This is a genomic window from Polyangium sorediatum, from assembly GCF_029946465.1.
Lineage (GTDB): Bacteria > Myxococcota_A > Polyangia > Polyangiales > Polyangiaceae > Polyangium > Polyangium fumosum.
The window spans coordinates 81512-107004 of the sequence record NZ_JARZHI010000019.1; the positions used below are offsets into that span (position 1 = coordinate 81512).

22 protein-coding genes are annotated in these 25493 nt (G+C 69.6%); 11 read left to right on the forward strand and 11 right to left on the reverse strand.

Annotated features, from left to right (window positions below):
- Positions 1–115 precede the first annotated feature (115 nt).
- Positions 116–2800 carry an outer membrane protein assembly factor BamA gene (bamA, locus tag QHF89_RS22050; RefSeq protein ID WP_284720790.1) on the forward strand — a complete coding sequence of 895 codons (2685 nt, stop codon included), beginning with the start codon at positions 116–118 and terminating at the stop codon, positions 2798–2800.
- 109 nt (positions 2801–2909) lie between these two features.
- Positions 2910–3713, forward strand: a complete 804-nt coding sequence (locus QHF89_RS22055; protein WP_136930691.1) for a rhomboid family intramembrane serine protease — start codon at positions 2910–2912, stop codon at positions 3711–3713.
- Between the two features lie 48 nt (positions 3714–3761).
- Here the strand turns inward: QHF89_RS22055 and QHF89_RS22060 are convergent, their stop codons facing one another.
- The 9 genes from QHF89_RS22060 to QHF89_RS22100 form a co-directional block, all read right to left on the reverse strand.
- Positions 3762–4103: a hypothetical protein gene (locus tag QHF89_RS22060; RefSeq protein WP_136967991.1), complete on the reverse strand. Its 342-nt coding sequence runs from the start codon at positions 4101–4103 to the stop codon at positions 3762–3764.
- Between the two features lie 38 nt (positions 4104–4141).
- The gene (gene rpoD, locus QHF89_RS22065; RefSeq protein WP_136930693.1) at positions 4142–6028 is read right to left on the reverse strand and encodes an RNA polymerase sigma factor RpoD; all 1887 of its coding nucleotides are present in this window, start codon (positions 6026–6028) and stop codon (positions 4142–4144) included.
- 108 nt (positions 6029–6136) lie between these two features.
- Positions 6137–8062, reverse strand: coding sequence for a DNA primase (gene dnaG, locus QHF89_RS22070; protein ID WP_136967992.1), 1926 nt, complete (start codon positions 8060–8062; stop codon positions 6137–6139).
- Between the two features lie 106 nt (positions 8063–8168).
- Positions 8169–8723: an ATP synthase F1 subunit epsilon gene (gene atpC / locus QHF89_RS22075; RefSeq protein WP_136930695.1), complete on the reverse strand. Its 555-nt coding sequence runs from the start codon at positions 8721–8723 to the stop codon at positions 8169–8171.
- A 2-nt stretch (positions 8724–8725) separates the two neighbouring features.
- On the reverse strand, positions 8726–10150 hold the full coding sequence (atpD, locus tag QHF89_RS22080) for a F0F1 ATP synthase subunit beta (RefSeq protein ID WP_136930696.1): 1425 nt from the start codon (positions 10148–10150) through the stop codon (positions 8726–8728).
- Positions 10151–10254: 104 nt separating this feature from the next.
- The gene (rsmA, locus tag QHF89_RS22085) at positions 10255–11079 is read right to left on the reverse strand and encodes a 16S rRNA (adenine(1518)-N(6)/adenine(1519)-N(6))-dimethyltransferase RsmA (protein WP_136967993.1); all 825 of its coding nucleotides are present in this window, start codon (positions 11077–11079) and stop codon (positions 10255–10257) included.
- Positions 11080–11146: 67 nt separating this feature from the next.
- Positions 11147–12799 (reverse strand): DUF58 domain-containing protein, encoded by a 1653-nt coding sequence (locus QHF89_RS22090; RefSeq protein ID WP_136967994.1) that lies wholly within the window; start codon positions 12797–12799, stop codon positions 11147–11149.
- Positions 12800–12801: 2 nt separating this feature from the next.
- A complete protein-coding gene (locus QHF89_RS22095; RefSeq protein WP_136967995.1) occupies positions 12802–13773 on the reverse strand; it encodes an AAA family ATPase in 972 nt (323 codons plus the stop codon).
- Entirely contained in the window at positions 13770–15179 is a 1410-nt protein-coding gene (locus tag QHF89_RS22100) for a DUF4350 domain-containing protein (RefSeq protein WP_284720791.1), read from the reverse strand. Before QHF89_RS22100 ends, QHF89_RS22095 begins: the two co-directional genes overlap by 4 nt.
- A gap of 778 nt (positions 15180–15957) precedes the next feature.
- On the opposite strand from QHF89_RS22100, the gene rpsP reads away from it, so the two are divergent.
- Genes rpsP through QHF89_RS22145 form a run of 9 tightly spaced genes read left to right on the forward strand, consistent with a single transcriptional unit; the run spans position 15958 to position 22245 of the window.
- Entirely contained in the window at positions 15958–16212 is a 255-nt protein-coding gene (gene rpsP, locus QHF89_RS22105; protein WP_136930702.1) for a 30S ribosomal protein S16, read from the forward strand.
- 33 nt (positions 16213–16245) lie between these two features.
- Positions 16246–16479, forward strand: a complete 234-nt coding sequence (locus QHF89_RS22110; RefSeq protein WP_136930783.1) for a KH domain-containing protein — start codon at positions 16246–16248, stop codon at positions 16477–16479.
- The gene (gene rimM, locus QHF89_RS22115) at positions 16476–17024 is read left to right on the forward strand and encodes a ribosome maturation factor RimM (RefSeq protein ID WP_284720792.1); all 549 of its coding nucleotides are present in this window, start codon (positions 16476–16478) and stop codon (positions 17022–17024) included. The genes QHF89_RS22110 and rimM overlap by 4 nt, the downstream gene beginning before the upstream one ends.
- A 12-nt stretch (positions 17025–17036) precedes the next feature.
- Positions 17037–17780, forward strand: a complete 744-nt coding sequence (trmD, locus tag QHF89_RS22120; RefSeq protein WP_136967997.1) for a tRNA (guanosine(37)-N1)-methyltransferase TrmD — start codon at positions 17037–17039, stop codon at positions 17778–17780.
- Positions 17777–18343 carry an RNA methyltransferase gene (locus QHF89_RS22125; RefSeq protein ID WP_136967998.1) on the forward strand — a complete coding sequence of 189 codons (567 nt, stop codon included), beginning with the start codon at positions 17777–17779 and terminating at the stop codon, positions 18341–18343. The genes trmD and QHF89_RS22125 overlap by 4 nt, the downstream gene beginning before the upstream one ends.
- Before the next feature lie 40 nt (positions 18344–18383).
- Positions 18384–19541 carry a tRNA epoxyqueuosine(34) reductase QueG gene (queG, locus tag QHF89_RS22130; protein WP_136967999.1) on the forward strand — a complete coding sequence of 386 codons (1158 nt, stop codon included), beginning with the start codon at positions 18384–18386 and terminating at the stop codon, positions 19539–19541.
- 17 nt (positions 19542–19558) lie between these two features.
- Positions 19559–20455, forward strand: a complete 897-nt coding sequence (locus tag QHF89_RS22135) for a lysophospholipid acyltransferase family protein (RefSeq protein WP_232379672.1) — start codon at positions 19559–19561, stop codon at positions 20453–20455.
- A gap of 12 nt (positions 20456–20467) precedes the next feature.
- Complete coding sequence (locus QHF89_RS22140) at positions 20468–21199, forward strand: DUF72 domain-containing protein (RefSeq protein ID WP_136968000.1); 732 nt, start codon at positions 20468–20470, stop codon at positions 21197–21199.
- The gene (locus QHF89_RS22145) at positions 21196–22245 is read left to right on the forward strand and encodes a hypothetical protein (RefSeq protein ID WP_136968001.1); all 1050 of its coding nucleotides are present in this window, start codon (positions 21196–21198) and stop codon (positions 22243–22245) included. The genes QHF89_RS22140 and QHF89_RS22145 overlap by 4 nt, the downstream gene beginning before the upstream one ends.
- A gap of 296 nt (positions 22246–22541) precedes the next feature.
- On the opposite strand, the gene rpmB is transcribed toward QHF89_RS22145, so the two are convergent.
- Positions 22542–22766 carry a 50S ribosomal protein L28 gene (gene rpmB / locus QHF89_RS22150; protein ID WP_136968002.1) on the reverse strand — a complete coding sequence of 75 codons (225 nt, stop codon included), beginning with the start codon at positions 22764–22766 and terminating at the stop codon, positions 22542–22544.
- Positions 22767–22893: 127 nt separating this feature from the next.
- Complete coding sequence (hrpB, locus tag QHF89_RS22155) at positions 22894–25479, reverse strand: ATP-dependent helicase HrpB (RefSeq protein ID WP_136968003.1); 2586 nt, start codon at positions 25477–25479, stop codon at positions 22894–22896.
- Positions 25480–25493: the final 14 nt, after the last annotated feature.

The following is a 25493-nucleotide window of genomic DNA, read 5'->3' on the forward strand; positions in this document are numbered from 1 at the left end:
CCCCTTCCGACGGACGCCCCGCGTCCCGGGCGCCCTGCCGTCCACACATGGACATGGAAAACCAGCGGCTCCCACCTTGAGACCTCTGGCCCGCTGGGCTACGGGGAGGCGCCCCTTGTTTACGAAGCCCACCCCACCCATCCGCCTGACGAGCCGGCTCCGGCTCCTGTGGACGAGCGCCCTTCTGGTCGTCTTCACGATCGTGGGGATCTCGCCTCGGGTGGCCTTCGCGCAAGGGGGCCCGCCTGCAGGCGCAGCGCCGCCCGCAGGCGCTGCGCCGCCAACAGCGGCGAAAGGTGCAGCAGGACAAGGCGCGGACGAAGGCGCAGACGAAGGCGAAGAGCCGCCCACGGCGCCGAACGGAAACGGCACCGGCGCGCCCGGTGCGCGTCCGGAAGAGGCTGCTCCGCCGGTGCCGACGCTCGCGCCGACCGAGGCCGATCTCGCGCGTGGCCAGCCCGTCGCGCGTGTGGTCATCGCGGGCAACCGTCGCATCTCCGCCGACGACATCCGCGCATATCTCGGCACGGCGCGCGTGGGCAAACCCTTCACGCCGGAAGGACTTTCGCGCGACGTGCGCGAGCTCTGGGACTCGGGCTTCTTCGAGGACGTCGAGGCCGACCTGACCCGCCGCGACGACGGGGTCCATCTGCGGATCCTCGTGCGCGAACGTCCGAACATCAAGACGATCGAGTTCGACGGCAACCAGAACATCAGCGCGGAAGACCTCACGGAGGCGCTCAGCGTCGAGGTCAAGACCGGCACGATCCTCAGCTACAACGCGATCCGCCGCGGCATCCAGAAGCTGCGCGACAAGTACGCGGAGGAGGGCTACTTCCTCGCCGAGGTCTCGTACGAGACCGTCCCGCAGCGCGACAACGAGGTGCTGCTCCGCTTCAAGATCAAGGAGCACGAGCGGGTCACGGTCCGGCGCGTCACGTTCATCGGGAACCACAACATCCCCGACGCCGAACTGCGCGAGGTGATGATCACCGGGCAGGGCAGCTTCTTCGACTTCGGCACGGGCGGCGCGTTCCGACAGGATGCGTTCGAGCGCGACGTGCTCGTGCTCTCGGCGCTCTACTACGACCGCGGTTTCCTCTCGGTGCAGATCGCGACGCCGCGCGTGATGCTCACGCCGGATCGCACGGGCATCGAGGTGACGCTCACCATCAACGAGGGCCCGCGCTACAAGATCCGACAGCTCCGCGTCTACGAGCGTGACGCCGAGGGCAAGGAGATCGAGCCCATCGGCGGACGCAGGCGGCTGCGCGAGATGATCCGCGCGAAGAGCGGCGACTGGTTCAACCGCGCCGAGCTCGCCGCGGATCTCGGTCAGATCCAGACGATGTACCGGGATCAGGGCTACGCGAACGTGGAAGCCCCGCCCGCGACCGACCTCGATCCCGAGCGACAAGAGGTCGACATCATCGTCGCCATCCGGCGCAACCAGCCGATCAAGATCGGGCGCATCGAGATCCGCGGCAACACGAAGACCCGCGACAAGGTCATCCGCCGCGAGATGGAGGTGTTCGAGGAGCAGCTCTTCAGCGAGTCGAAGCTCGAGCGCAGCAAGCGCCGCATCACGATGCTCGGCTACTTCGAGCGCGTCGACATCTCGACCGAGCAAGGCGACGACGCCGAGCACATCAACGTGAACGTCGAGGTCGTCGAGAAGCCGACGGGCACCTTCCAGGTCGGCGCGGGCTTCTCCAGCATCGAGAACTTCATCGCGACGGCGACGGTCCAGCAGCAGAACCTCTTCGGGCGCGGCCAATCGCTCGCCCTGCAGGCGCAGATCTCCGGCCTCCGTCAGCTCATCGACGTCCGGTTCTTCGAGCCGTACCTCTTCGACACGCAGTTCTCGGCGGCGATCAGCGCGTACGATCAGCTCCGCGTCTACAACGACTTCTCGCAGACCTCGCTCGGCGGCTCACTCACGATCGGCTACCCGATCATCCAGCCCGAGCTCCGGGTGAACCTCACGTACACCCTCGAGTCGAACGAGATCTCCACGCAGACGACGTCGACGCTCTTCGGCACCGCCTCCGCGGTGAACTTCTTCCAGAGCGTGCCGCTCGCGAACGTCTACAACGACGGCATCACGTCGAGCATCCGGCCGACGATCACCTACGACACCCGCAACAACCAGCTCTTCCCGTCGGCGGGTATCTTCCTCCAGGGCTCGGTCGAGCTCGCCTCCAAGTACATCGGCAGCGAGCAGCAGTTCGTCCGGTTCCGGAACACCGCGCGCTTCTACTACCCGATCCGCGACTGGCTCGTCTTCAAGGTGAACAGCGAGTTCGGCGCGGTGACGAGCCCCTCGCCCGAGGGCGTGCCGATCTTCGCGCGCTTCTTCCTCGGCGGCATCCTCGACCTGCGCGGCTTCCCCCTCCGCAGCGTCGGCCCGCGCTTGACGCTGAACCAGACGCTCGATCCGAACGCGCGTCCCTTCCCCAACGGGACGAACATCGGCGGCAACCTGATGTACTACCAGAACGCCGAGCTCGAGTTCACGATCCTGGAGCAGGTCGGCATCCGCGGCGTGATCTTCACCGACCTCGGAAACGCCTGGAACCTCGAGCGCAACTACTGCGAGGCGAACCCGGCGTCGCCGTACTCCGTGACGAACCCCTGCTTCACGGCGTCGCAGCTCCTCAACGTCCGCACGTCCTGGGGCTTCGGTCTGCGCTGGTTCTCGCCGCTCGGCCCGCTGCGCTTCGAGTACGGCTTCCCGTTCAAGCCGCTGCCCTACGAGAAGGCGTCCGACTTCCAGTTCACCATCGGCAACTTCTTCTGACGGCGACGGCTCCGCCACGAGCGGAGCCGAACCGCGGAGGACGGTTCACGGTGCCTTTCCTGCGCCCTCCGGTTGCCCGTCCGCGTTCCTGTTGGTAGCTCCATGGACGATGCGCCCTAGCCCCGTCCAGTTCGTCCTGCCTCGCCCCGGCAAGGCCATCAGCGGGATGATGATCGGCATCACCGTCCTGTGGGTCGGCCTCGCGCTGAGCATCAATTGGGTGGAGGTCGGGGCGGGTATCGCCCAGTTCATGGCCGGCACGACCTCGGGCGTGCTCCGCGGCCAGGTCTGGCGGCTCTTCACGGCCCCGCTCTTCCACGACACGTCGAGCCCTGGTCACTTCTTGATGACCATCCTCGGCCTGTACTTCCTCGCCCCCACGCTCGAGTCGCGCTGGGGCGCGCGACGGATGCTCATCTTCCTGTTCGGCGCGGGTGCGTTCGCGTTCGCCACGCAGGTCGCCGTGGGCGCGCTCGTGCCCAAGCTGAACCAGGCCGTGTGGTTCGGCGGGCTCGGCATGATCGAGGCCGTCGCCGTCGCGTGGGCGCTGCAGAACCGCGACGCGCAGGTCCGCATGTTCTTCGTGCTGCCAGTGTCGGCCGGCGCGATGGTCGCGATCATCTTCGTGCTCTCCGTGCTGAACGTGATCGCGCTCAACCGGCACATGCCCGAGGGCCTCGTGACCCCGTTCGGCGGCATGCTGGCCGGCTGGCTCTTCGGCGATCGTTCGCCGCTCCGGCGTCTCTACCTCAAGCTACGCCTGCGCCAGATCCAGTCGCAGACGGCGGCCCTGCGCGCCGAGGCTGCGGCATCGGCGGCGGCTGCCCGCGCGCGCCGCGCCGCAGGGCCCCCGCTGCGCGTGATCGAGGGCGGCTCGAAGGCGCCCCCGAAGGACAAGCGCTACCTCAACTAGGGCGGACGCGGAGCGAACCCGGGGCGTGGGGCCGGCGCCCCACCGGGACTAGTGGGCGGGGATCGTCGCGCACGTTCGCACGTCGGCGAGCGTCTTTGCGTGGCTCAGGCAGGAGAACTCGCCGGACGCACGGGGCTTGCCGACGAGGTCGCGCTTGCAGTCCGTGACGAATGACTCCTCCAGCCGTTGTCCTTCGCTCTTCACGACGGCGACGGCCTTCTCCGCGGACGGGCTCGCCGCCTCGGGGAACTTCGCCTCGGCGGTCCAGAGCGCGTGCAGGTGCTCGCCTACGGCCTTGCAGTCGTCCTCGGTCACGTTGCGTGCGCAGCCCACCTGCGCGAGCACGAGCGCTAAAAAAACGAGGGGCGCTCCCCCCGCGATCCATCGCATCGGAGCACCCCTCGGTTCCATTCGTTCCCCCGTGACGACTAGCTGTCGATGAAGCTCTTGAGCTGCTTCGAGCGGCTCGGGTGCCGGAGCTTGCGCAGCGCCTTGGCCTCGATCTGCCGGATGCGCTCGCGCGTGACCTCGAAGTCCTGGCCGACCTCTTCGAGCGTGTGATCGCTCTTCTCGCCGATGCCGAAGCGCATGCGGAGGACTTTTTCCTCCCGAGGGGTGAGCGTCTTCAGCACCTTCCGGGTCTGCTCGGCGAGGTTCATGTTGATCACCGCCTCGGCCGGCGAGATCACGCTCTTGTCCTCGATGAAGTCGCCGAGATGCGAATCTTCCTCCTCGCCGATTGGGGTCTCGAGCGAGATGGGCTCCTTCGCGATCTTCAGGACCTTGCGGACCTTGTCGAGCGGCAGCTCCATCTTCTCGGCGATCTCCTCGGGGGTCGGCTCGCGGCCGTACTCCTGCACGAGGTAACGCGAGGTGCGGATGAGCTTGTTGATCGTCTCGATCATGTGGACCGGGATGCGGATGGTCCGTGCCTGATCGGCGATCGCGCGTGTGATGGCCTGCCGGATCCACCACGTCGCGTACGTCGAGAACTTGTAGCCGCGCTTGTACTCGAACTTGTCGACGGCCTTCATGAGGCCGATGTTCCCCTCCTGGATCAGGTCGAGGAACTGCAGACCGCGGTTCGTGTACTTCTTCGCGATGGAGACGACGAGCCGGAGGTTCGCCTCGACGAGCTCGGCCTTCGCGCGCTCGGCCATGCGCTCGCCTTCGCGGATGCTCTCGTAGGTCCCGCGGATGGCCTCGACGTCGATGTTGAGCTCTTCCTCGACCTTCTTGAGCCCCTTCTGTGCGTTCTTCAGGGTCGATTCGAGGTCGAGCAGGTCCTCGCGCGAGACGTTCAGCTTCTTCGCGAGCCGCGCCTCGGCGAGCTTGTTGCCCTTCACCTTCGCGAGCTCACGGCGGAGCTCGGCCTTGCTCATGCCCGTGCGCTTCTCGATCTCGGTCGCGCCGGCCTCGGCCTTCTCCACCTTCGAGATGAGGCCCTTCAACTTCTGCACGATCTTGTCGATCGTCTTCTTGTTGAGGCGCATCTCCTCGAGCGTCGTCACGAGCTCGCCCGTGGTCAGCACGACCTCGGCGTCGAGCTGCTTGCGACGGCCGTCGGTCTTGACCTCCTTGCGCTCTTCGAGCAGGTCGGCCTTCTTCTTGTCGAGGCGCTTGACCTTGTCGATGAGCCGGATGATGCGGCGATCGGCCTCTTCCTCGTCGAACTCCTGATCGTCGCTCTCCGCGTCCTTGATGAGCTCTTTGACGCGAATCTTGTGCTTCCGGAGCTTCTCGCCGAGGTCGATGATCTCGCGCACTGCGATCGGCGAGTCGAGGATCGCGGCGTTGACCGTCTGCTCGCCCTGCTCGATGCGCTTGGCGATCTCGACTTCGCCTTCGCGCGTGAGGAGCGAGACGCTCCCCATCTTGCGCAGGTACATCCGGACGGGATCGTTCGACTTCGAATAGTAGTCGACGTCCTCTTCCTCGCGGTCCTGCGTGACGACGAGCTTCTTGTCGCTCGCCTCTTCGTCCGCGATCCGCTTCGGCGCGATCTTCACCTGCGTCGCGCCGTCGACGATCTCGATGTCCTCGTCGCCGAGGGCGCCGACGACGTCGTCGAGCTGATCGGGGGAGACGTCCGCGGGCAGCGCGTCGTTCACCTCGTCATACGTGAGGAAGCCCTTCGTCTTGCCCGCATCGACGAGCTTCTCGAGCGCCTTGCGCGGATCCGACTTCCCCGCCCCATCCGGTGCCTGCGACTTCGTCCCGCGGTCCCCCCGAGCGCCTTGTGCGGCTCCGCCGCCACTTTTCCCCGCGCCCGATCCGCTTGCCCGACCCGCAGACTGCTTGGCCTTGCTCGCCATCCCATTCGCTCCACCGGGCCCACGTCGGGCCACGTGCTTCAAGGAACCACACCGAGAAAAAAACGTTCGTCACGCTCGCGCGGACTCATGCGCGCGCAAAAAAGCACGTCAGCCGAGCCCCAACTTGGCCTTCGCCTGACGCACCGCCTCACGAAGCAGCGCCGCCTCGCGCTCCACATCCCCCAGCGGCGCGACTCGTTGAAGCTCGTCCACTGTCGCGGCTTTCTCGCGTGACAAGCTCAAGCGTCTCAACTTCCCTGCGTTCTTTAAGAGCTCTTCCCTCGCCACATCGGCCGTCTCGAAGACGGGCGACGCGAGCCGTCCAGCCGCGAATGCTTGGATCGACGCCGGGATGTGCGCAAGAAATTCGTCGGGAATAAGTTGCGTTTCCGCCCCAAGAGACTGACGCACCGCGCCAGCGGCCAATGCGAGATCGCCATCCAGCACGTCGAGGGCCTCCATCACTTCAGGGTCGTCGAGCAGAACGGGATGGTCGAGAAGTGCACCCATGATGTGTTCCCCCATCTCTTGGACCTGGGAACGCGAACGCGCTCGGTAACCTGGCACGGTGGTCTCGGCCGCACGTAGCTCCACAGGGTGTTGCCCGTCGTACCTCGTTGCCTGTTCGAGGAGCTGTTCGACTTGACGCAGATCGGCCGGCGCCGTGCCGCCCACGATGAGCTTCGACGAGAGCCGATCGGCGTACGTCTTCAGCATGAGGCGCTTCACGGGGTCCTTTTGTTCTCCTAGGAGGTTTGCCACCGCACGCATGCGCGCGAGTTTGCCGTCGGTCGTGGCGTCGTTGAAGGAGTCGTTCTGGAGCGCGTCCTCGATGAGGTGCTCGTAGAGCTCCTTCGCGCTTTTGAGGATGCTCTTCAGCGCCTCGGGGCCCTTGGTTCGCACGAGTTCGTCGGGATCGAGCTTCGCGGGGAGCGTCGCCGCGCGCCCTTCGAGGCCGCCCTCGTGGACCGGGAGGCGCGCGGCCCACGTGGCCTTGCGTCCGGCGGCGTCGCCGTCGAAGAGGATCGTCACGGTGGGCGCGAAGCGCTTGAGGAGCTTCGCCTGCGTCGTCGTGAACGCGGTGCCGAGCGGGGCGATGACGTTGCAGAGGCCACGCGCGTGCAGGCTGAGAACGTCGAAGTTGCCTTCGACGAGGGTCGCCTGGCCCTCTTGCCGGATCGCGTGCCGCGCCTGGTGCAGCCCAAACAGGTGTTCGCCCTTCGTGTAGATCGGCGACTCGGGGCTGTTCATGTACTTCGCCGGCGGCTCGCCCGCCGTCGATGGTTGGAGCCCCAAGCGTCGCATCTCGTCGGGCGTGGGCTCGGGGAGGCTCCGGCCGCTGAAGGCGATCACGCGTCCCTGCACGTCGGTCACCGCGAACATGAGGCGATGCCGGAACCGATCGTAAAACCCCGTGCCTGAGCTGCGCGCGACGAGCAGGCCCACCTTCTCGGCGACGATCGGCGAGACCCCTTGCCGCTTGAGGAAGCTCGCGAGCCCGTCCCAGCCCGGCGGCGCGTAGCCTACGCGAAACGCTTGCAGCGCGTCGGCCACGGGTCCCGTCGCCTCGTGCGTGTCGAGCCCGCGCCGCGCGAGCTCGGCGAGCGCGTAGTGCGCGAGCGGATGCGCGCTCGGGCCGCGCATGCTCTGCTCGAAAAACGTCGCCGCGAGGTGGCTGACGGCATACAGGTCGTCACGCGCGCGCCGCGCTGCGTTCGCCTCGCGTCGCTCGGCCTCGGTCGCGGTCTCGATGATCTCCACGCCGCTGCGCTCGGCCAGCGCGCGCACCGCCTCGGCGAAGTTCATGCCCTCGACCTTCATGATGAAGTCGATGGCCGTGCCGCTCTCCTTGCAGCCGAAGCAGTGGAAGATGCCGCGCTCCGGATTCACGTGGAAGCTCGGCGACTTCTCCTTGTGGAACGGGCAGAGCCCGACGAACGATCGACCGCGCCGGGTGAGACGAACGGTCTCGCCGATGAGCGACACGAGATCCGTGCGTTCCTTGACCCGCGCGATCGTGTCAGCGTGAATCATCGTCCTGAGGCATCAAGATAACGACAAACACGCCGATCGTCCCGAGCCCATGTCTCGAAACGAATCGGCGTGTCCGTGGGATGTGCCTCCGAATGAGGAGGCGCTTTCAGGCGTCGGGGAACGCGGAGCCCGGCTTCTTGTGATCCGTGAGGCTCTCGTCGGGCGTCTGGCCGTCGACCATCTCGTTGACGGGCGGCGCTTCGGCGTTCGCCGCGAGGAAGCGCGTGTCTTCACGCACGAGCGGCAGCGGCGGATCGCCGATCAGCTCGAGCTGCGTGGCGAGCCACTGCTCCTCTTCGATGAGCGAGCGACGCTTCGGATCCGTGAGGTCGCCCTGCCAGTGGTCGAGCTCTGCGTCGACCTCCTTCAGGCGCAGGCGAACCCGGACGACGTCGACGTCGTCCTTGTGGACGTACTTCTCCGTGAGGAGAAGCGCCTTGTCGCCCACGACCTCGACGAACCCGTGCGCGACGGCGAGGCGCTGCTCCTTGCCGGCCTCGTGGTACGTGACGAGGCCGGTGCGGAGCGCCGCGAGCAGCGGCAGGTGGCCCGGCATCACGCCGAACTCCCCCGCCACGCTCGGCGCGGTCACGTCCGTGACCTCCTTGCGCAGCGCGACGCCCGTGGGCGTCACGATCTCCAGCAGGATCGTGTCGGCCATGATCAGGCCCGCTTGCCCTCGGCCCGCGCCTTCACCTCGTCGATGCCGCCGGCCATGTAGAAGTCCTGCTCGGCCACGTGATCGAGCTTGCCGTTGATGATCTCCTCGAAGCCCGAGATCGTGTCCTTCAGGCTCACGAGCTTGCCCTGACGGCCGGTGAACTGCGCGGCGACGAAGAACGGCTGCGAGAGGAACTGCTGGATCTTGCGGGCGCGCTGCACGACGAGCTTGTCGTCCTCGCTGAGCTCGTCCATGCCGAGAATCGCGATGATGTCCTGCAGGTCCTTGTAGCGCTGCAGCGTCTGCTGCACGCGGCGCGCGACCGAGTAGTGCCTCTGTCCGACGATCTGCGGATCGAGCATCGTCGAGTTCGAGTCGAGCGGATCGACGGCCGGGTAGATGCCGAGCTCGCTGATCGCGCGCGAAAGAACGGTCGTCGCGTCGAGGTGGGCGAAGGCCGTCGCGGGCGCGGGATCCGTGAGGTCGTCGGCGGGGACGTAGATCGCCTGCACGCTGGTGACTGAGCCCTTCGTCGTCGACGTGATGCGCTCCTGGAGCGCGCCCATCTCCGTCGCGAGCGTGGGCTGGTAACCGACGGCGCTCGGGATACGGCCGAGGAGCGCGGACACCTCGGAGCCGGCCTGGGTGAACCGGAAGATGTTGTCGACGAAGAGGAGCACGTCCTGGCCTTCCTCGTCGCGGAAGTACTCGGCGACCGTGAGCGCCGAGAGCGCGACGCGGGCGCGCGCGCCGGGCGGCTCGTTCATCTGGCCGTAGATCAGCGCGGCCTTCGAGATGACGGGCGCGCCGGACTCGAGCTTCGATTCGCTCATCTCGAGCAGGAGGTCGTTGCCCTCACGCGTCCGCTCACCGACGCCCGCGAAGACCGACACGCCGCCGTGCGCCTTCGCGACGTTGTTGATGAGCTCCATGATGAGCACGGTCTTGCCGACGCCGGCGCCGCCGAACAGGCCGATCTTGCCGCCCTTGCGGTAGGGCGCGAGCAGGTCGATGACCTTGATGCCCGTCTCGAAGATCTCGACCTTCGTCGACTGATCGACGAACTTCGGCGGATCCTTGTGGATGGGCGCGAACTTCTCCGCGTTCACGGGGCCGGCCTCGTCCACAGGCGCGCCGACGACGTTCAAGATGCGTCCGAGGCAAGCGTTGCCGACCGGCATCATGATCGGCTTGCCCGTGTCACGGACCTCCATGCCCCGCACGAGGCCGTCCGTCGTGTCCATCGCGACGGCGCGCACGGTCGACTCACCGAGGTGCTGCGCCACCTCGAGCGTCAGGTTGTCGCTCTCCCCGGAGATGCTGGGGTTCGACAACTTGAGCGCATTCAAAATCTTCGGAAGCTGGCCCGCCGGAAAGTCGACGTCGACGACGGGGCCGATGACCTGGGTAATCTTTCCAACCGACATGGGGCGGGGCTCCTCCAGCGAATCGCTATGACGACGAACGCGCGCGGCCACTACCACGGCCATCGTGGACTGTCGAGGGGTCCGGAGCGGATGAACAGGGGTCTCTAGCCCTTCATCGCCGCAATCCGGGCGAAATCCTCGACGGCCAGCGTTTCACCACGCACGTCGAGCGAGATCCCGGCCTCCCGGGCGCGCGCTTCGAGGTCGTCCTTGGACCAACCGTAGAGCCCGCGCCAGGCATTTCGCAGGGTCTTTCGCCGCGCGCCGAACGCGGAGCGAACGGCCTCGCGAAACGCATCGGTCTCCACGGCCCGCGCCGGCCTGTGCGGCGCGAGGACGACCACCGCAGAGTCGACGTCCGGGCGCGGGTAAAACGCGCCGCCGCGCACGGTGAGCAAGCGCTTCACGTCGAACGCAGCCTGCACGAAGACCGTGAGCGCGCCGTAGGTCTTCGATCCAGGTGGCGCGACGAGCCGATCGGCGACCTCGGCCTGCACCATGAACACCGCGCGATCGATACGATCCGCGAGTCCGGTCGCCCGCTCCAGGAGCGCGCCGGTGATCTGATAGGGGAGGTTGCCCGCGAGCACGTGCGGGCGCGGGCCGACGAGCTCGGCCGCCCAGTCGACGGCGAGCGCGTCGGCTTCGAGGATCGAGACGCGCCCTTCGGCGATCGGCGCTTCGAGCTCGCCCGAGAGGAGCGGGACGAGATCACGATCGCGCTCGATCGCCACGATCTTCGCGGCGCGTTCGAGCAAGGGGCGCGTGAGCGCGCCGAGGCCCGGCCCGATCTCGAGCACGGTGCCGCCCGGCGGCGTGGTCGCGGCTTCGGCGATCGCGCGGGATGCGGAGACGTCGACCAGGAAGTTCTGGCCAAACCTCTTCTTGGGCGAGAGGCCGCGCGAGCGGAGGCGTTCTGCGATCGACATGGCAGGCTCGTGATCTCGAAGGACGTTCGTTGGTGTTCCAACTGATGCACGGAGGGCGACGTACCGATCAGGTCGTCTTCGGGTCCGCGGCGTCGGGGCGCTTCGTCGTCGTGGCGCGGATCTTCGTGACGCGCACGCCGAGGCGACGGAGCACGGCCTCGCTGCGGCTGACGGCGACACGCGTGCGGACGAGCACGGCCTCGGCAGCGACACCGGCGGCCTCCTCCCACGTGGCTCGGCGCGCCCCGTCCGCGACCTCCTCCGAGAGCGAGCCGTCCGCGCGCGTCGGCGGGTCCCAGGGCGGGAGCAGGCCTGGATCGAACTGCGGCATCGACCAGGTGATCGACGCCGAGTGACGCGCGAGGCGACGCAGCGCGTCCATAACGGGTTTTTCCTGGGCGACCTCGGAGGGCGCGGGCGCGACGACGTGCACGACGCTCGGCTTGGGCTTGCTCTTGACGATCTGCGCGAGGACCTCGGCAAGCATGAAGCCGGACTCGTGGCGCTCGGCCTCGCCGCGTGGAGGAGACTCGATGCCGTAGGCCGCGAGGTAGCGACGGAGCATGCGCTCGCGCGGGCTCCGGCCCTCGGGCGAAGGCGGCGCGAAGGGCGCGCGGGGGCGAACCGCGTCGGCGCGCGACGCGAGCCTGTCGAGATCGCCGCGGCGCAGATCGGACAAGCCGCGCACGTCGAGCGGCCTCAGGTGTTCGAGGACCCGGACGGCCACGTCGGCCTCGTCGAGATCACTGCGCGAGGCGTCGTGCGTGCCCGTCGCCGTGACGAGCAGGTGCGCGAGCTTCTGCCCGTGCGCGGGTCCCTGATCCGGCGGGACGAACGCGCGCACGGTCGACGCGTAGACCGCGAGGCCCACGCGATCGCCGCGCGAGAGGTACCGCGTGCAGATCGACGCCGCCTCGTCGATCGCGAGATCGAGCGGGGCGCGACCGAGCGGGCCGGCCCAGAGCTCGACCGAGGCGTCGAGCACGACCCACACGACGTCGCGCTCTTCACGCTCGAACTCACGCACGAGCAGGACCCCGCGCCGCGCGCTCGCCTTCCACGCGATGCGCCGGAACGGATCGCCCGGCATATGCTCGCGCAGCTCGCGCAGATCGCTGCCCTCGCCGCGGGCGCGACCAGGCCGGCCGCTCGACGCGAGCAGCTTGCTGCGACCGCCGCGCGGGGAGGGGAGCCAAGCCGCGAAGGGACGCGGCAGGACCTCGACGCCGAAGGGGTTCGCGAAGGTGAGAGGTACCTCGAAGAGGCCGGGCGCGCCGTGCACCTCGAGCGCGAGACCGTGCACGCCGTGTTGTCCCACGCGCGGCGCGTGCACCGAGACCTTCACCTTGAGCCGCCCGGAGGCCATCACCTCTCCTGCGGAGGGCTCGATCGTGATCTGGAGCTGCGACGAGGCGATCGGCCGCAGGCGCACGTACCGCGCGGCGAGCGTGTCGCGGTTGCGCACCTCGGCTTCGATCTCGATCGTGCTGCCGCGTCCCGTGCGCACGACGCGGCGCGGCCCGCTCCACAGCATCTCGAAGCCGGCGGCGCGGATGCGCGAGACCGAGACGAGCGTGACTGCGCGGGCAAGCGCCATCGCGAGCAGCATCGCTCCTCCCCAGCCGACGATGGCCGGCTCGCGCGCGACGAGGCCGACGCCCGCGACCGAGATCGCGGCGATGCTGAGGTGCGCCGCCGTGCGCGTGGGAAAGAGCTGCATCGCTAGACCGGCCGTACCGCGCGCCGGTAGGCCACGCGCTGCACGGCGTCCTCCACGACCGCATCCCGCGCGCGCGCGTCGCCTTCGGCCTCGGGCACGAGCACGAGCCTGTGCGAGAGGACCGACGTCGCGACGCCGCGCACGTCGTCCGGCGTGACGAACGGACGACCTGCGATCACGGCCGCGCTCTTTGCGGCCTGCACGAGGCCGAGCGTCGCGCGCGGCGATGCGCCGAGGAGCACGCGCGCATGCGAGCGGGTGAACGTCGTCAGGCCGACGGCGTACTCGTAGAGATCGTCCTCCACGTGGATCCGCCGCGCGATGCTTTGCAGCGAGAGCAACTCCTCCACGCTGAGCACCGAGCGCGCGCGCGGCGGATCGGCGTTGTGCGCGCGGAGCATCGCCACCTCGTCCTTCGCGTTCGGGTAGCCGATGGCGACTCGCACGAGGAACCGATCGATCTGCGCCTCGGGCAGCGGGTACGTCCCTTCGAGGTCGATCGGGTTCTGCGTCGCGAGCACCATGAACGGCGCGGGTAGCTCGAACCGGTCGCCCTCGATCGTCACCTGCCGCTCCTGCATCGCTTCGAGCAGCGCGGACTGCGTCTTCGCGGGCGCGCGGTTGATCTCGTCGGCGAGCACGACGTTCGCGAAGATCGGACCCGGCCGCAGCGAGAACGTGCCTTCCTTCGGCGAGAGCACGTACGTGCCGGTGATGTCGGCGGGCAGGAGATCCGGCGTGAACTGGATGCGCCGCACCGAGGCGCCGAGCGCCGATGCGTACGCCTTCACGAGCGTCGTCTTGGCGACGCCGGGCACGCCCTCGAGGAGCACGTGGCCCTGCGCGAGCAGCGCGGTGAGCATGAGATCCACGGTACGCGAGGGACCAATGTAGACGCGCGTGATCTCCCGGCGGAGCGCGTCCAGCCGCTCTTTGGCGGCGGCGATCTCCTCGATGGCGACGGCCTGGGTCAAGTGGCGCTCTCCTCTGCGGGTGCGGGCGGGCTCGGGGTTCGTGAGGGGTTGCTCGTCGGGCTCGTTCCCGCCGGGCGATCGGGTGTCTTCTCGTGGTTCGCGTTGCCGTGGCCGAGCGGCTCGGGGGTGATCGCGCCCGCCTTGGCGAGCACGTCTCTCACGACGGCGGCGGCGTTCCGGAGCGACGCGCGGGGCACGCGCACCGGCCGGCCCGCGACGACGGAGGCTTCGGCTTTTTGCATCACGTCGAGGACATCTTTCAAGGCCGAGCGGCCACGCTCGTCAAGGCCTCCCGCGCGCTCGGCCGCAGAAATCACCGCGTCCGTCGAAGGATCGAGGGGCGCGCCGAGCTTGTGCGAGAGCGCCTCGACGAGCGCGCTCTTCAGCTCGAGCAGGAGCAGCCCCGGCGGCGACGATGGCGCCGAGAGCAAGGCGAAACGCCCGGCCACGCCACCCTGCGCCACGAGCGGCACCGGTCGCGCGAAGCGCGGCTGCGGGCTCTTGTACGGCCGCCCCGCGGCCCGCGCGACCCACGCTGCCACGCCGACCACCGCGAGCAGCGCGAGCAACCAATGCGCCCAGCTCGGCAGCCCGTTTTGACGTGCCTCCGCGAGGGCATCGCCGATCGATCGGAGCTGGCTCTCGATGTCCTTGCGCAGCGTCGACTTACCGCCGAACGAGCCCTCCTCGGAGAAGCGGTTGGCGACGATGAAGAGCCGGCCGCCTTGCCGTTCGCCGCCGTCCTCGTCGACGAGGTAGTGCGCGAGGCCCACGGCGAACGAGCGGTTGCCGGGGTAGCGCAGCATCTGGTTGATGAGGCCCGAGGGATCGCCCAGCGCGAAGAGCCGGCCCTTGCCGACCTGGCCCGCGACCGCGACGATCGTCGGAGGCTCGCCGACGGCGCGCACCTCGAGCACGGGCGAGAGGTTCGGGTGGCGGAGCCCCGTCGCGTGGTTCGTGACGAACTGCTGCACGTTCGCGACGACCGGGTGCGGGCCCGTGAGTTGCCCCTTGTCGCCGGTGAGCACGGGCTCGGCGATCGCGAGCTGCGGGTTGTTGCGCAGCGCTGCCACGGGGCGTGAGGGCAGAACGGTCCGCTCGATGTGGAAGCGCCGCAGCGTCTCCTCGCCGCGGCCGTAGTCGTCCACGATCGCCAGGCGCCCGCCGGCCTTCATGAAGGCGGCCGTTTCTTCGGGATCCATGCTCTGGAGCGGGTGCAGGACGAGCACACCGTCGTTCGGCGTGATCTCGTTCCAGTCGAGCACGGCGACGGCCTTGACGCGTCCGTCGCCGAGCTCGTTCACCGCGAGCCCGTAGAGCTCCGAGCAGCCCTCCCACGTCGTGTCCGCGACGTCGAACGCGGTGGCGCGTGCGTCCACAGAGGCGAGCCCGATGCCGAGCGCCACGCAGATCACAAGGGAACGGCGTGCTTGCTTCGCCGCGCCCCGCGTTCGCGCCTGGGGCCTCGGCGACGAGGACGAAGCCCGAGAGGGCTGCGTTGCACGGCGCTCTTGCTCCGGCGATCTCACGCCATCCTGCGTCATATGAGGCGGCGAGCATATCACCGTCGTCCCGGGCGATAAGCTTGACCCCGTTACTCTCATTGCTAGATTCGACTCGTGAACGGGCCCATTCTTGCTAGGCACGTTCATCCGAGCGACGCCACAGACGCGGTGCGGAGGAGTCCGGATGCTACCTCCTTTCATCATCGAACAAATCCGACAACGGGAAGAGAGGGAGCGCCAGCAGCGTGAGGAGAACCGACCGCGCCTGGAGCTTCCGCTCGAGCGGTACCCGGCTCCGCGTCGTCCTGGAAACGGGCCGAAGGAGCCTCACGAGGATGAAGACGACCCGAATCGTGGCGTGATCATCCTCGAGATCGGCTGATTTCCCGTCTGTCCCCTTCGCCGGGCGAGTTCCCGCACGGCGCTTCTTTCTTCATTTCGTCCCATCCCCATGTTTTCCGCGGCCGCGGGGTGCGTCCGGGCCGCAAGCTCGCGAGCGTTCCAGGCGAGGATCGGGCGGGACAAATTTTGCGTCTTGTTCGGCCTTGACCGGTGGGGGGGTTCTGCCTACCCTTCGCCCCCCGTTCCCCTGGCGTCGTGCGTCGGGGGATCGCGAATGCGAGCGGGTCATGCCCGCACCCGGCAAGCGCCGGATCTCCAAGAAGACCGAGGTTCACCGATGGCCGTTCATATCCGCCTCGCCCGGGCGGGCACGAAGAAGACCCCGTTCTACCGTATCGTCGTCGCCGACCAGCGCGCTGCCCGCGGAGGCCGGTTCATCGAACGTTTGGGCACGTACGACCCGCGTCGCAACGAGATCCGCCTGGACACGGCGCGCGTGAAGCACTGGCGCGACGTCGGGGCCCAGCCCTCGCACACGGTCGAGCTTCTGCTGAAGCGCCCGGACGTCGTCGCGGCGACGGTGGCGAAGTAACGAGGCATGGCGCCGTCTCCTGCGTCCTCCACCATGCTGCTGGATCTCGTCGCGCTCATCGCGCGGTCGCTCGTGGATCATCCCGAGAAAGTGACCGTTCGTGAGGTCACGGGAGACAGGTTCCCGCGCATCGAGCTCAGCGTGGCGCGTGAGGACATCGGCAAAGTGATCGGCAAGGATGGCCGCACCGCGCAGTCGATCCGCGCGCTCCTCAACGCGGCCGCCAGCAAGGCGGGCCTCCGGGCCCACCTCGACATCCTGGATTGATCCCGCGTAAGCGCGCCACAACCGAGGCCGATGCCCCGCGACGGTTTGTCGCCGTCGCGGAGATCGCGCGCTCGCACGGGATCCAGGGCGAGGTGCGTCTCAAGGTGTACCACGAGGGCTCGGAGCTCCTCGGGCACCGGCCGACGCTCAAGCTGCGGCTCCCCGACGGCGTGGAGCGCGCGGCCGACATCACGTCGATCAGGAGCGCAAACAAGGCCGTGCTCGCGCGGCTCGCGGGCGTCACCGATCGGGATGCCGCCGACGCGCTACGCGGGGCGATCCTGCTCGTCCCGAGGGACGAGTTCCCGCCGCTCGACGAAGGCGAGTTTTACGCGTGCGACATCGAAGGTGCGCGCGCTGAGCTCGGCTCCGGCGAGGTCGTGGGTCGTGTCCTCGCGCTGGCCTCGTACCCGACTTGCGAGGTGCTCGTCGTCGAACGTGCGGACGGCACGAAGATCGAGGTCCCGCTGCTCGACGACTTCATCGCATCCGTGGAAGCCGACGCCGGGATCGTCCGGCTCGTCACGATCGACGGCCTCACCTGACGAGGCGCGCGCATGCGTGTCGACATCGTCACCCTCTTCCCCGAGATGTTCGAGCCATTCCTGTCGACGGGGATGGTCGGCCGCGCGGTGCGCGCAGGCGCGCTCGACGTGCGTTGCGCGAACCTGCGCGAGCATGGGCTCGGGCGCCATCGCAGCGTCGACGACACGCCGTACGGCGGCGGCTCCGGGATGGTGATCCGCGTCGACGTCGTGGTCGGCTGCATCGAGGCCGTCGAGGCGCGAGCACGCGAGGGGCGCGAGGGTGCGGAAGCGGAACGCTCGCACCGCGTGTTGCTCTCTCCCCAAGGAAGCGTGCTCGACCAGCGCAAGGTCGAGGCGCTCGCTTCGCGGCCGTGGATCTCGCTCGTGTGTGGCCGGTACGAGGGCTTCGACGATCGGGTGCACGCGTTCGTCGACGAGGAGATCTCGCTCGGGGACTTCGTGCTCGCGGGAGGCGAGGTGGCGGCGATGGCGATCGTCGACGCGTGCTCGCGGCTCTTGCCCGGCGTGCTCGGCAGCGCCGACTCGGCGATGCACGAGTCGCACAGCCCGGCGATGGACGGGCTGCTCGAATACCCTCACTACACGCGGCCCGAGGAGTTCCGAGGGATGAAGGTGCCCGAGGTGTTGAAAGGCGGTAACCACGCGGCGATCTCGGCCTTTCGGCGCGAGCAGGCCGAGGCGCGCACGGCCGCGCGCAGGCCCGATCTCCTGGAGCGGGCAAAGCGCCTTCGCGCCGAGCGAGGTGCGTCGTGACGAAGGTCGCGCTCGCGCTGGTTCACCACCCCGTGCTCGATCGCGGCGGGGAGATCGTGACGACCGCGATCACGAACCTGGATCTCCACGACATGGCGCGGAGCGCGCGCACGTTCGGCGTGCTCGAGCTTCACATCGTGCATCCGGTCGCGGCGCAGCGGCTGCTCGCCGAGCGCATCCGTGATCACTGGATCCACGGCTCGGGCAAGAAGCGCATCCCGGATCGCGCGGACGCGCTCGACGTCCTGCGGATCGTGCCGAGCCTGGAGGACGTCTACGCGTCGCTCGCGCCGGGCGTGGGGCGCGCGGGGATCGAGCTCTGGACGACGGCGGCCTCGGCGAAGCGGGGCCCCGTGACGAACTATCCCGACGCGCGCGCGCGTCTCACGCAAACGGACAAACCCGTGCTCATCACGTTCGGGACGGGGTGGGGCCTCGCGGGTGAGCTCGTCGCGTCGGCCGACGTTCGCCTCGCGCCGATCCACGCCGAGGAGAACACGGGCTACAATCACCTGAGCGTGCGCGCGGCGTGCGCGATCGTCCTCGATCGGCTGTTCGGGTAGCTCGATCGCAGCGCGGACAGCGCGCGGGGAGGCAACACGGATGTCCGCGAGCGACGTCGATCAGCGGGTCCGAGAGCGCGCGTTCGAGCTCGGCTTCGACGTGGTCGGCGTGGCGCGCGCCGACGAGCCGCTCGACGTCGAGCACGATCGCTACCGCGCGTTCATCGAGGCCGGGATGCACGGCACGATGCAGTACCTCGAAGAGCACGTCGAGGAGCGGCGGCGGCTCGACACGGAGGCGATCCTCCCGGGCGCGCGGAGCGTCGTGTGCGTGGGTCGCCGGTATGCCCGCTCGGCCGAGGCCGAGGCGCATGATCCCGAGGTCGCGCGCGGGATCGCCCGCTACGCGCGCGGGCAGGACTATCACCTCTTCCTCCGCAAGAAGCTGCGCCGGCTCGCCGAGTTCATCCGCGGCCTCGGGCCCGGCATCGACGCGCGACCGCTCTGCGACATCGAGCCGTTGATGGAGCGCGCGTGGGCGGCGCGCGCCGGTCTCGGGTTCGTGGGAAAAAATGGGCTCGTGATCGTCCCGGGGCAGGGGAGCTTCGTCATGCTCGGCGAGGTCGTCACGACGCTCGTGCTCACGCCGGGCGTGCCGATGCACGAGCGCTGCGGCGCGTGCACGCGTTGCCTCGACGCCTGCCCGACGGGCGCGTTCCCGAAGCCGTTCGTGCTCGATGCGCGGAAGTGCATCTCGTACCTCACGATCGAGCAGTACGAAGCGCCGCCCGAGGAGCTGCGCGCGGCGATCGGCGAGCACCTCTTCGGCTGCGACGTTTGCCAGGAGGTTTGTCCCTACAACCGGACCGCGCCGCCGCCCGAGGCGCGCACGCAGCAGTTCCATCCGCTACCGCGCTGGTCCGAGATGCGGCTCTCGGATCTCGCGTCGATCGAAGAGGAAGCGTTTCCCGAGACGACCCAGGGGACGCCGCTGCGGCGGGCGCGGCGCGGCGGGCTCGCGCGGAACGCGGCGATCGTCGCGGCGAACCGGCTCGCGCGGGATCCCGCTGGGCCGAGCGCCGAGGACGACGTGCGGACGCTGGAACAGGCCGCGGCGCACGACGACGCGGCGGCGCGCGAGGTCGGGGTGTGGGGGCTTTTGCGGATCGGCAAGCCGGTCCTCCGGGAGCCTGGATCCAGCGGCCCTGACGAGGACATCGTCGATCCCGACGCGCCGCCCTTTGCGCCGCGCCGTTGAGCCGCTAGGGGGGCCCCGTGGGGATCGGAGACGACCTCGGCAAGCTGCTCGACGATCTGCGCCGGCACGACTCGGTGCTCTGGCGACGCGCGCTCGACGCAGGCGTGACACACGGCCCGCGTCCCTTCGTGCGGTACGCGCCGCCGCTCATCGGCCTCGCCTTCGGGATCGCGCTTGGTCGGCAGCGGCGCGCGGTCCGGAAGAACCTCCGGCGCGCGCTCGGTCCGCGGAACGTGCTCGTCGAGAACGTCGACGTCGCGCGGGTCTTCGCGAGCTTCGCGAGCTGCTTGACGGAAGCGTTCCTCGTGGGGCGTGATCGGCCCGAGCGCCTCGTCGGGCTTTGCGCGTCGGACGAGAACTACGTGCGCGCGGCGAACGAGGGGCGCGGCGTGATCATCGCGACGGCGCACACGGGCGGCTGGCAAGCCGCAGGCCCGATCTTGCGCAGCGTGCACACGGCCGACGTCGTCGTGGTGATGGCGCACGAGCGCGACGAGCGAGCCGAGGCATTGACCGACGACGCGCGCGACAAAGCCGGTGTGCGGATCGTACACGTGGGGACGAGCCCGCTCGATGCGTTGCCTCTGCTCTCGCATCTCCGGCGCGGCGGCGTCGTGGCGGTCCAGATCGACAGGCTCCCGAAGGGCATGCGTGGACGTGAGGTCACGCTCTTCGATGAGCCCTTCGTCGTCCCCGAGGGCCCGCTCTCGCTCGCCGCCTTGAGCGGGGCGCCGATCGTGCCCGTCTTCACGCGGCGGCTGGGTTACATGCGCTACGAGGTGCGGAGCTGTCCGCCGATCTCGCTGCCGCGCCGGCCCAGCGAGGACGAGCTCTCCCACGCCGCGCGTCGCATCGCGTCCGCGATGGAAAGCTTTTTGCGCGAGAACCCCACGCAGTGGTTCCACTTCGAGTAAAGAGACCCCGCCATGGCAAGACTCCACGTGGGCCTGCACGCCCTTCAGGGCGACATCAAGAAGTACAAGGATCAGCTCGATCTGGTGGAGATCCGCCCGGTCGACATGTCGCTGCCCGGCGCGCCCGGCCTGCGAAAGTGGCGAAAATCGGTGCCGCCCGCCTTCGTGTTCAGCGTGGTCTTGCCGCGCGTCGTGGCCGAGCTCGCCCCCGGCAAGGAGCTCGACGACGCGCTCGCCACCTCGCTCGAGGTCGCGACGACGCTCGAAGCGCGATGCATCGTGCTCTCGACGTCGACCGAGATCCGGCCGACCGCGGCGAACCGCAAGCGCATCGCCGCGCTCTTCGCGCGGATCCCGGGCGAAGGCGCGCTTCGCTTCTGGGAGCCGCGTGGCATGTGGGAGCGTGAAGACGTGATCGACACGGCGCGCGCCGCGGGCGTGCTGCCCGTCTTCGACGCCGCGCGCGACGATCTGCCGCGCGGATCCGTGGTCTACACGCGCCTCCGATCGCTCGGCGCGCAGACGATGCTCTCGGCCGCGGCGCTCGATCGTGTGGCGCGCAGGCTCGGCGAGCGTCGGGACATTTTCTTGGTGGTCGAAGGAACCCGCGGCGCCGCGATCCGCGCGAAGAGCACGCTCGTCGCCGCGCTCGCGCGATCGGCCCGCGCGCCGGAGGCGGGCTCGATCATCGCGCCGGTCGCGCCGATCGTGCGCCCGCTCGTCGCGGAGGACGAGGAGCAGTGATCCGCGGCGCCCTCGCACTCGCGCGCTCTTCGACCACGCAGGGCCCGGCCCAGGCCGCGCTCGACGCCGGAGGCAGCGCGGCCGACGCGGTCATCGCCGGGTTTTTCGCGCTCGCCGGCCAAGATGCCTCCGTCCTGCTCTCGCCCGTCGTGGCGATCGTCGCGGGCGGTGGGGCCGGAGCGCGTGTGATCGATGGACGTTCGCTGCAACCTGGAAAAGGCGCCGCTCGCCCGCGCGGATGGAAGAGCGAAAAAGAGATCCCGCCCGGCGCGTTCGTCGCCGTACCGCGATCCCTTGGGCTCATCGCGATCCTGCACGCGGCGCGTGGACGATCGGGGCTCGGCGGGCTCGCGCGCGCCGGCGTCGCCGCGGCAGAGGCCGCGGGCGCCACGAAACGTGCAGCGCTGATCAAGCGCGTGGGGTCGGCAGGGCCGCTCGCGCTCGCCTCCGAGGAGGCCGTGAGTGCGCTCCTCGCGGCGGGTGGGCCCGTGGCGGGCGGCATCCTCACGGCCGAGGATCTGGAGAGCGCGATGCCCGAGGACGTGCCCGCCCGCACGACGCCGCTCGGGTCCGAGGTGTCGGCGCTCAGCGTGCCCTGGGATCCGCCGCTCGGCCGGCTCCCGGTGGCCGACGCGATCCTCGCGTGTGACGGTCGAGGCCTGCTCGCGGCGCTCGTCGTCGTGCCGACGCGGCGCGAGCAGGGCGTGCTCGTGCCGGAGCTCGAGCTCGTGCTCGGCCGGCATGCGCAGCCGGTGCGGCGCGGGGTCCCGCGGACATCGCCGGGCGCGCCGCTCGACATGCCGGCGCCGCTCGCGATCGTGGGCAAGTCCGGCTTTTACGCGGCGGTGGCGCTGCTCGGGAAGGCGGGCGTCGACGTCACGGCGCTGCGCCCGCTCGCCGAGGGGTGGCCGGCCGAAACGGCCGTCGCGGACCTGCGGGAGAAGTCGGGCGCGCTCACGGCGATGGCCTTGCTGCGGGATGCGCGGGACGCGCGGTCCTTGGTCTCGACCGGGGACGCGACGGCGCGAGCCAGCGACGAGCCCTGAGCGAGAAGACACAGCGTCTCGCCGGGGTTTCACCCCGGACCCGACCAGGGGCTCTTCGCCCCTGGACCCGAACCAGGGCACGGCCCTGGACCGCTGGTGCATCGACCGCGATGCGGTCGATGCAAAGCCTACGAAACACCCTCTGAGCCGACGAGCCGCTCGCTCGCTCACTGCTCGGAGAACACATAGACAAAAAGCAGACGCGCCCCCGAGTGGAGGCGCGCTCTTCCGTGCCAGCGTTGCCTTCGTCTACACGCACACGCTCTGCACGGCGCGGCGACGAGCCCAGGCCGAGCCTAGAGCGCGACGCCGTACCGCTTCGCGTACGCGACGACGCCCACCTTGTCGATGGTGCGGATGTCGCGCGTGGTGAGGCTCAGCGTGACATAGCGCTTGAGCTCCGGAACCCAGAGCCTGCGGGTCTGGATGTTCACGTTCTGCCAGCGCTTGGTCTTGATGTTCGAGTGGGAGACGTTCTGCGCCAGAAGCTTCCGTTTCCCAGTGATGTCGCTCTTCGCCATGACGTCCTCAGCAGGCATTTCGCGCGTCGCGCGCGGGACCCGTCGCTCGGGGCTGCGGAAAGTGGCGGAAGAGGCCGGGCATGTCAAGCACGAGTGGAGTCTTTCCATCTCGAACGTGCGCGCAGCCTCAAGACGGGCGCATTCCTTTGGGGAGAGGCGGCGTCGCATGCCGGGGATCGTCCGGCCAGGCGTGTTTCGGGTAGCGGCGCCGGAGCTCGCGCGCGATGGCCGGGTAGTGCCGCTCCCAGAAGCCGGCGAGGTCCGTCGTCACCTGGACCGGGCGCTGGTTCGGCGCGCAGAGGTGGAGCACGACCGGCACCCGGCCCCGCGCCACACGGGGGCCTTCCGCCAAGCCGAAAAAGTCCTGCAAGCGCGAGGCCGCCGAGACCGTGCCGTCAGGGCCATATTCGAGCCGCAGCCGTCGTCCACCCGGGAGCTGCATCGTCTCGGGCGCCCACTCGGCCACGCGTCGCGCCTGCTCCGGGGTGAGCCGCTCGCCGAGGGCCGCGCCGAGATCGACCTGCCGCAGCTCGGCAAAGCTCTGCCGGCCCACGCAGAGCGCGCGCAACGTCTCCACGATCGCAGCCTCGTCGAGCACGGGCAGGCCCGCCTCGGGGCAGTGCGTCCGGACGAATGCGACCCGCGCGAGCCACGTGTCGAGGCCGTCGCCGCGGACGAACGTGCGATAACCGCGGGCGCACGCCGCCTCCGCGAGGGCCTGCCCGATGCGCTGGATCGAAGCGGGATCGGTGGCCGCGACGCGTGACTCCTCCAGCACGAGGCCCTCGTACGCGAGCCGCCGCGTGACCTCGACGCGCTCCTGCGCCGCGTTCCAGCGGACGTCCGTCGTGTCGGTGATCGCGTCGGTGAACAGGTCGAGCAGCCAGTCGGCTTCGACGGCGCTCGCGGCGCGCACGACGACGCGGCCCTTCGTGCCCTCCGTTCGCTCCTCGACGTCGACGGCGACCACGTACTCCTCGGCGCCGAGCACGCTCGACTCGGCGAGCACGGCCGAGCCGCCGGTGGCGAACACGATCTCGCGGCCGCTCCTGCCCGTCGCCGTCTCGGGCCTGCGCACGCGGCCCACGCGATCGGGGTACCCCGCGAGCGTCGCGAGCAGCAGCGCGCGCTCGTGATCGGGCGCGCTCGCAGGCCGCGGGGCCTTGCGACGATCGACGAGGCGCGCGAGCTGCTTGGCGGCACGATCCACGGCGAAGACACGCGTCGGATCCAGCCCGAGCGCGCGGAGCCGATCCGGCGCATGCCCTTCGAGCTCGGCCATCTCCAGTTGATCGAGCGCGTGCAAAAGATCCGACCGGTGCTCCTCGACGCGCCCGCCGCCACGTCGCGAAGACGCGCCCGAGACGCTCACCTCACGCTCGCCGAGCAGCGCCGCGAGCACGCACCCTTCCTCGGCGACGCCCCGCGCCTCGGCCTCCACGATCAGCCGCGCCTGCCGAGGATGCGCGGGGAACCGCAGCATGCGCCGGCCGAGCGGCGTCACGCGGCGCGCCTCGTCGATCGCGCCGAGGCGCCGCAAGAGCTCTTCGGCCGCGGTGACCGCGGCGCGGGGCGGCGGATCCAGAAAGGGCAGCTCTTCGAGCGGACCCACGCCCGAGGCGCAGAGCTCGAGCACGGTCTCGGCGAGATCCACGCGCAGGATCTCGGGCGCGTCGTGCTCGGGCCGCGCGAGAAGATCTCCACGCGTGAAGAGACGCAACGTTCGGCCCGGTCGTGTCCTCCCCGCGCGGCCGGAGCGTTGCGCCGCCGAAGCCCGCGCGATCTTCGCGACCTTGAGCGTCGGCAGGCCCGACCACGGCGCATACGACGCGACCCGCGCGAGGCCACTGTCGATCACCGCGACGACGCCGTCGATCGTCACGCTCGACTCGGCCACGTTCGTCGAGAGGATCACCTTGCGTCGATCCGCCGGACGCACCGCGCGATCCTGCTCGGCCGGCGTGAGCATCCCGTGCAGCGGCAAGACGAGCAGGCGCTCGGCGTCCGCGATCGGCCGGAGCGCCTCGCCCGCGCGGCGGATCTCCGCGGAGCCCGGCAAGAACACGAGCACGTCGCCGTCGAGCCCCTCACGCACGAGGCGACGCACCGCGGAGGCGACCTGCGCTTCGAGCGGCCGATCGTCCGCGCGCTCGAGGTGCTCGATCGCGACGTCGTACATCCGGCCCATCGAACGCACGATCGGCGCGTCGAGCCACGCCGCGATCGGATCCGCTTCGAGCGTCGCCGACATGACCACGAGCCCGAGATCCTTGCGACGCTCGCGCGTGAGGCGCGCGAGGAGCGCGAGCGAGACGTCCGCGTGCACGTGCCGCTCGTGGAACTCGTCGAGGACGACGACCGAGACGCCTTCGAGCGTCGGATCCCGCACGAGCCTGCGCGTGAGCACGCCCTCGGTGACGAAGCGGATGCGCGTCGCGGGGCTCGACACGTCCTCGAAGCGCATCGTGCAGCCGACGGTCTCGCCGAGCTTCTGGCCCATCTCCTCGGCCACGCGCCGCGCCGCCATTCGCGCGGCGAGGCGCCTCGGTTCGAGCACCAAGATCTCCCCCGCACCCGCGAGCCCGGCCTCGAAGAGCGCGCGCGGCACGCGCGTCGTCTTGCCCGCGCCCGGCGGCGCCTCCAGGACGAGCCGGCGCCGTTCGGCGATGGCTGTGCAGATCTCGGGGAGCGACGGCTCGATCGGTAACGTCATCACGTGGTCCGCGG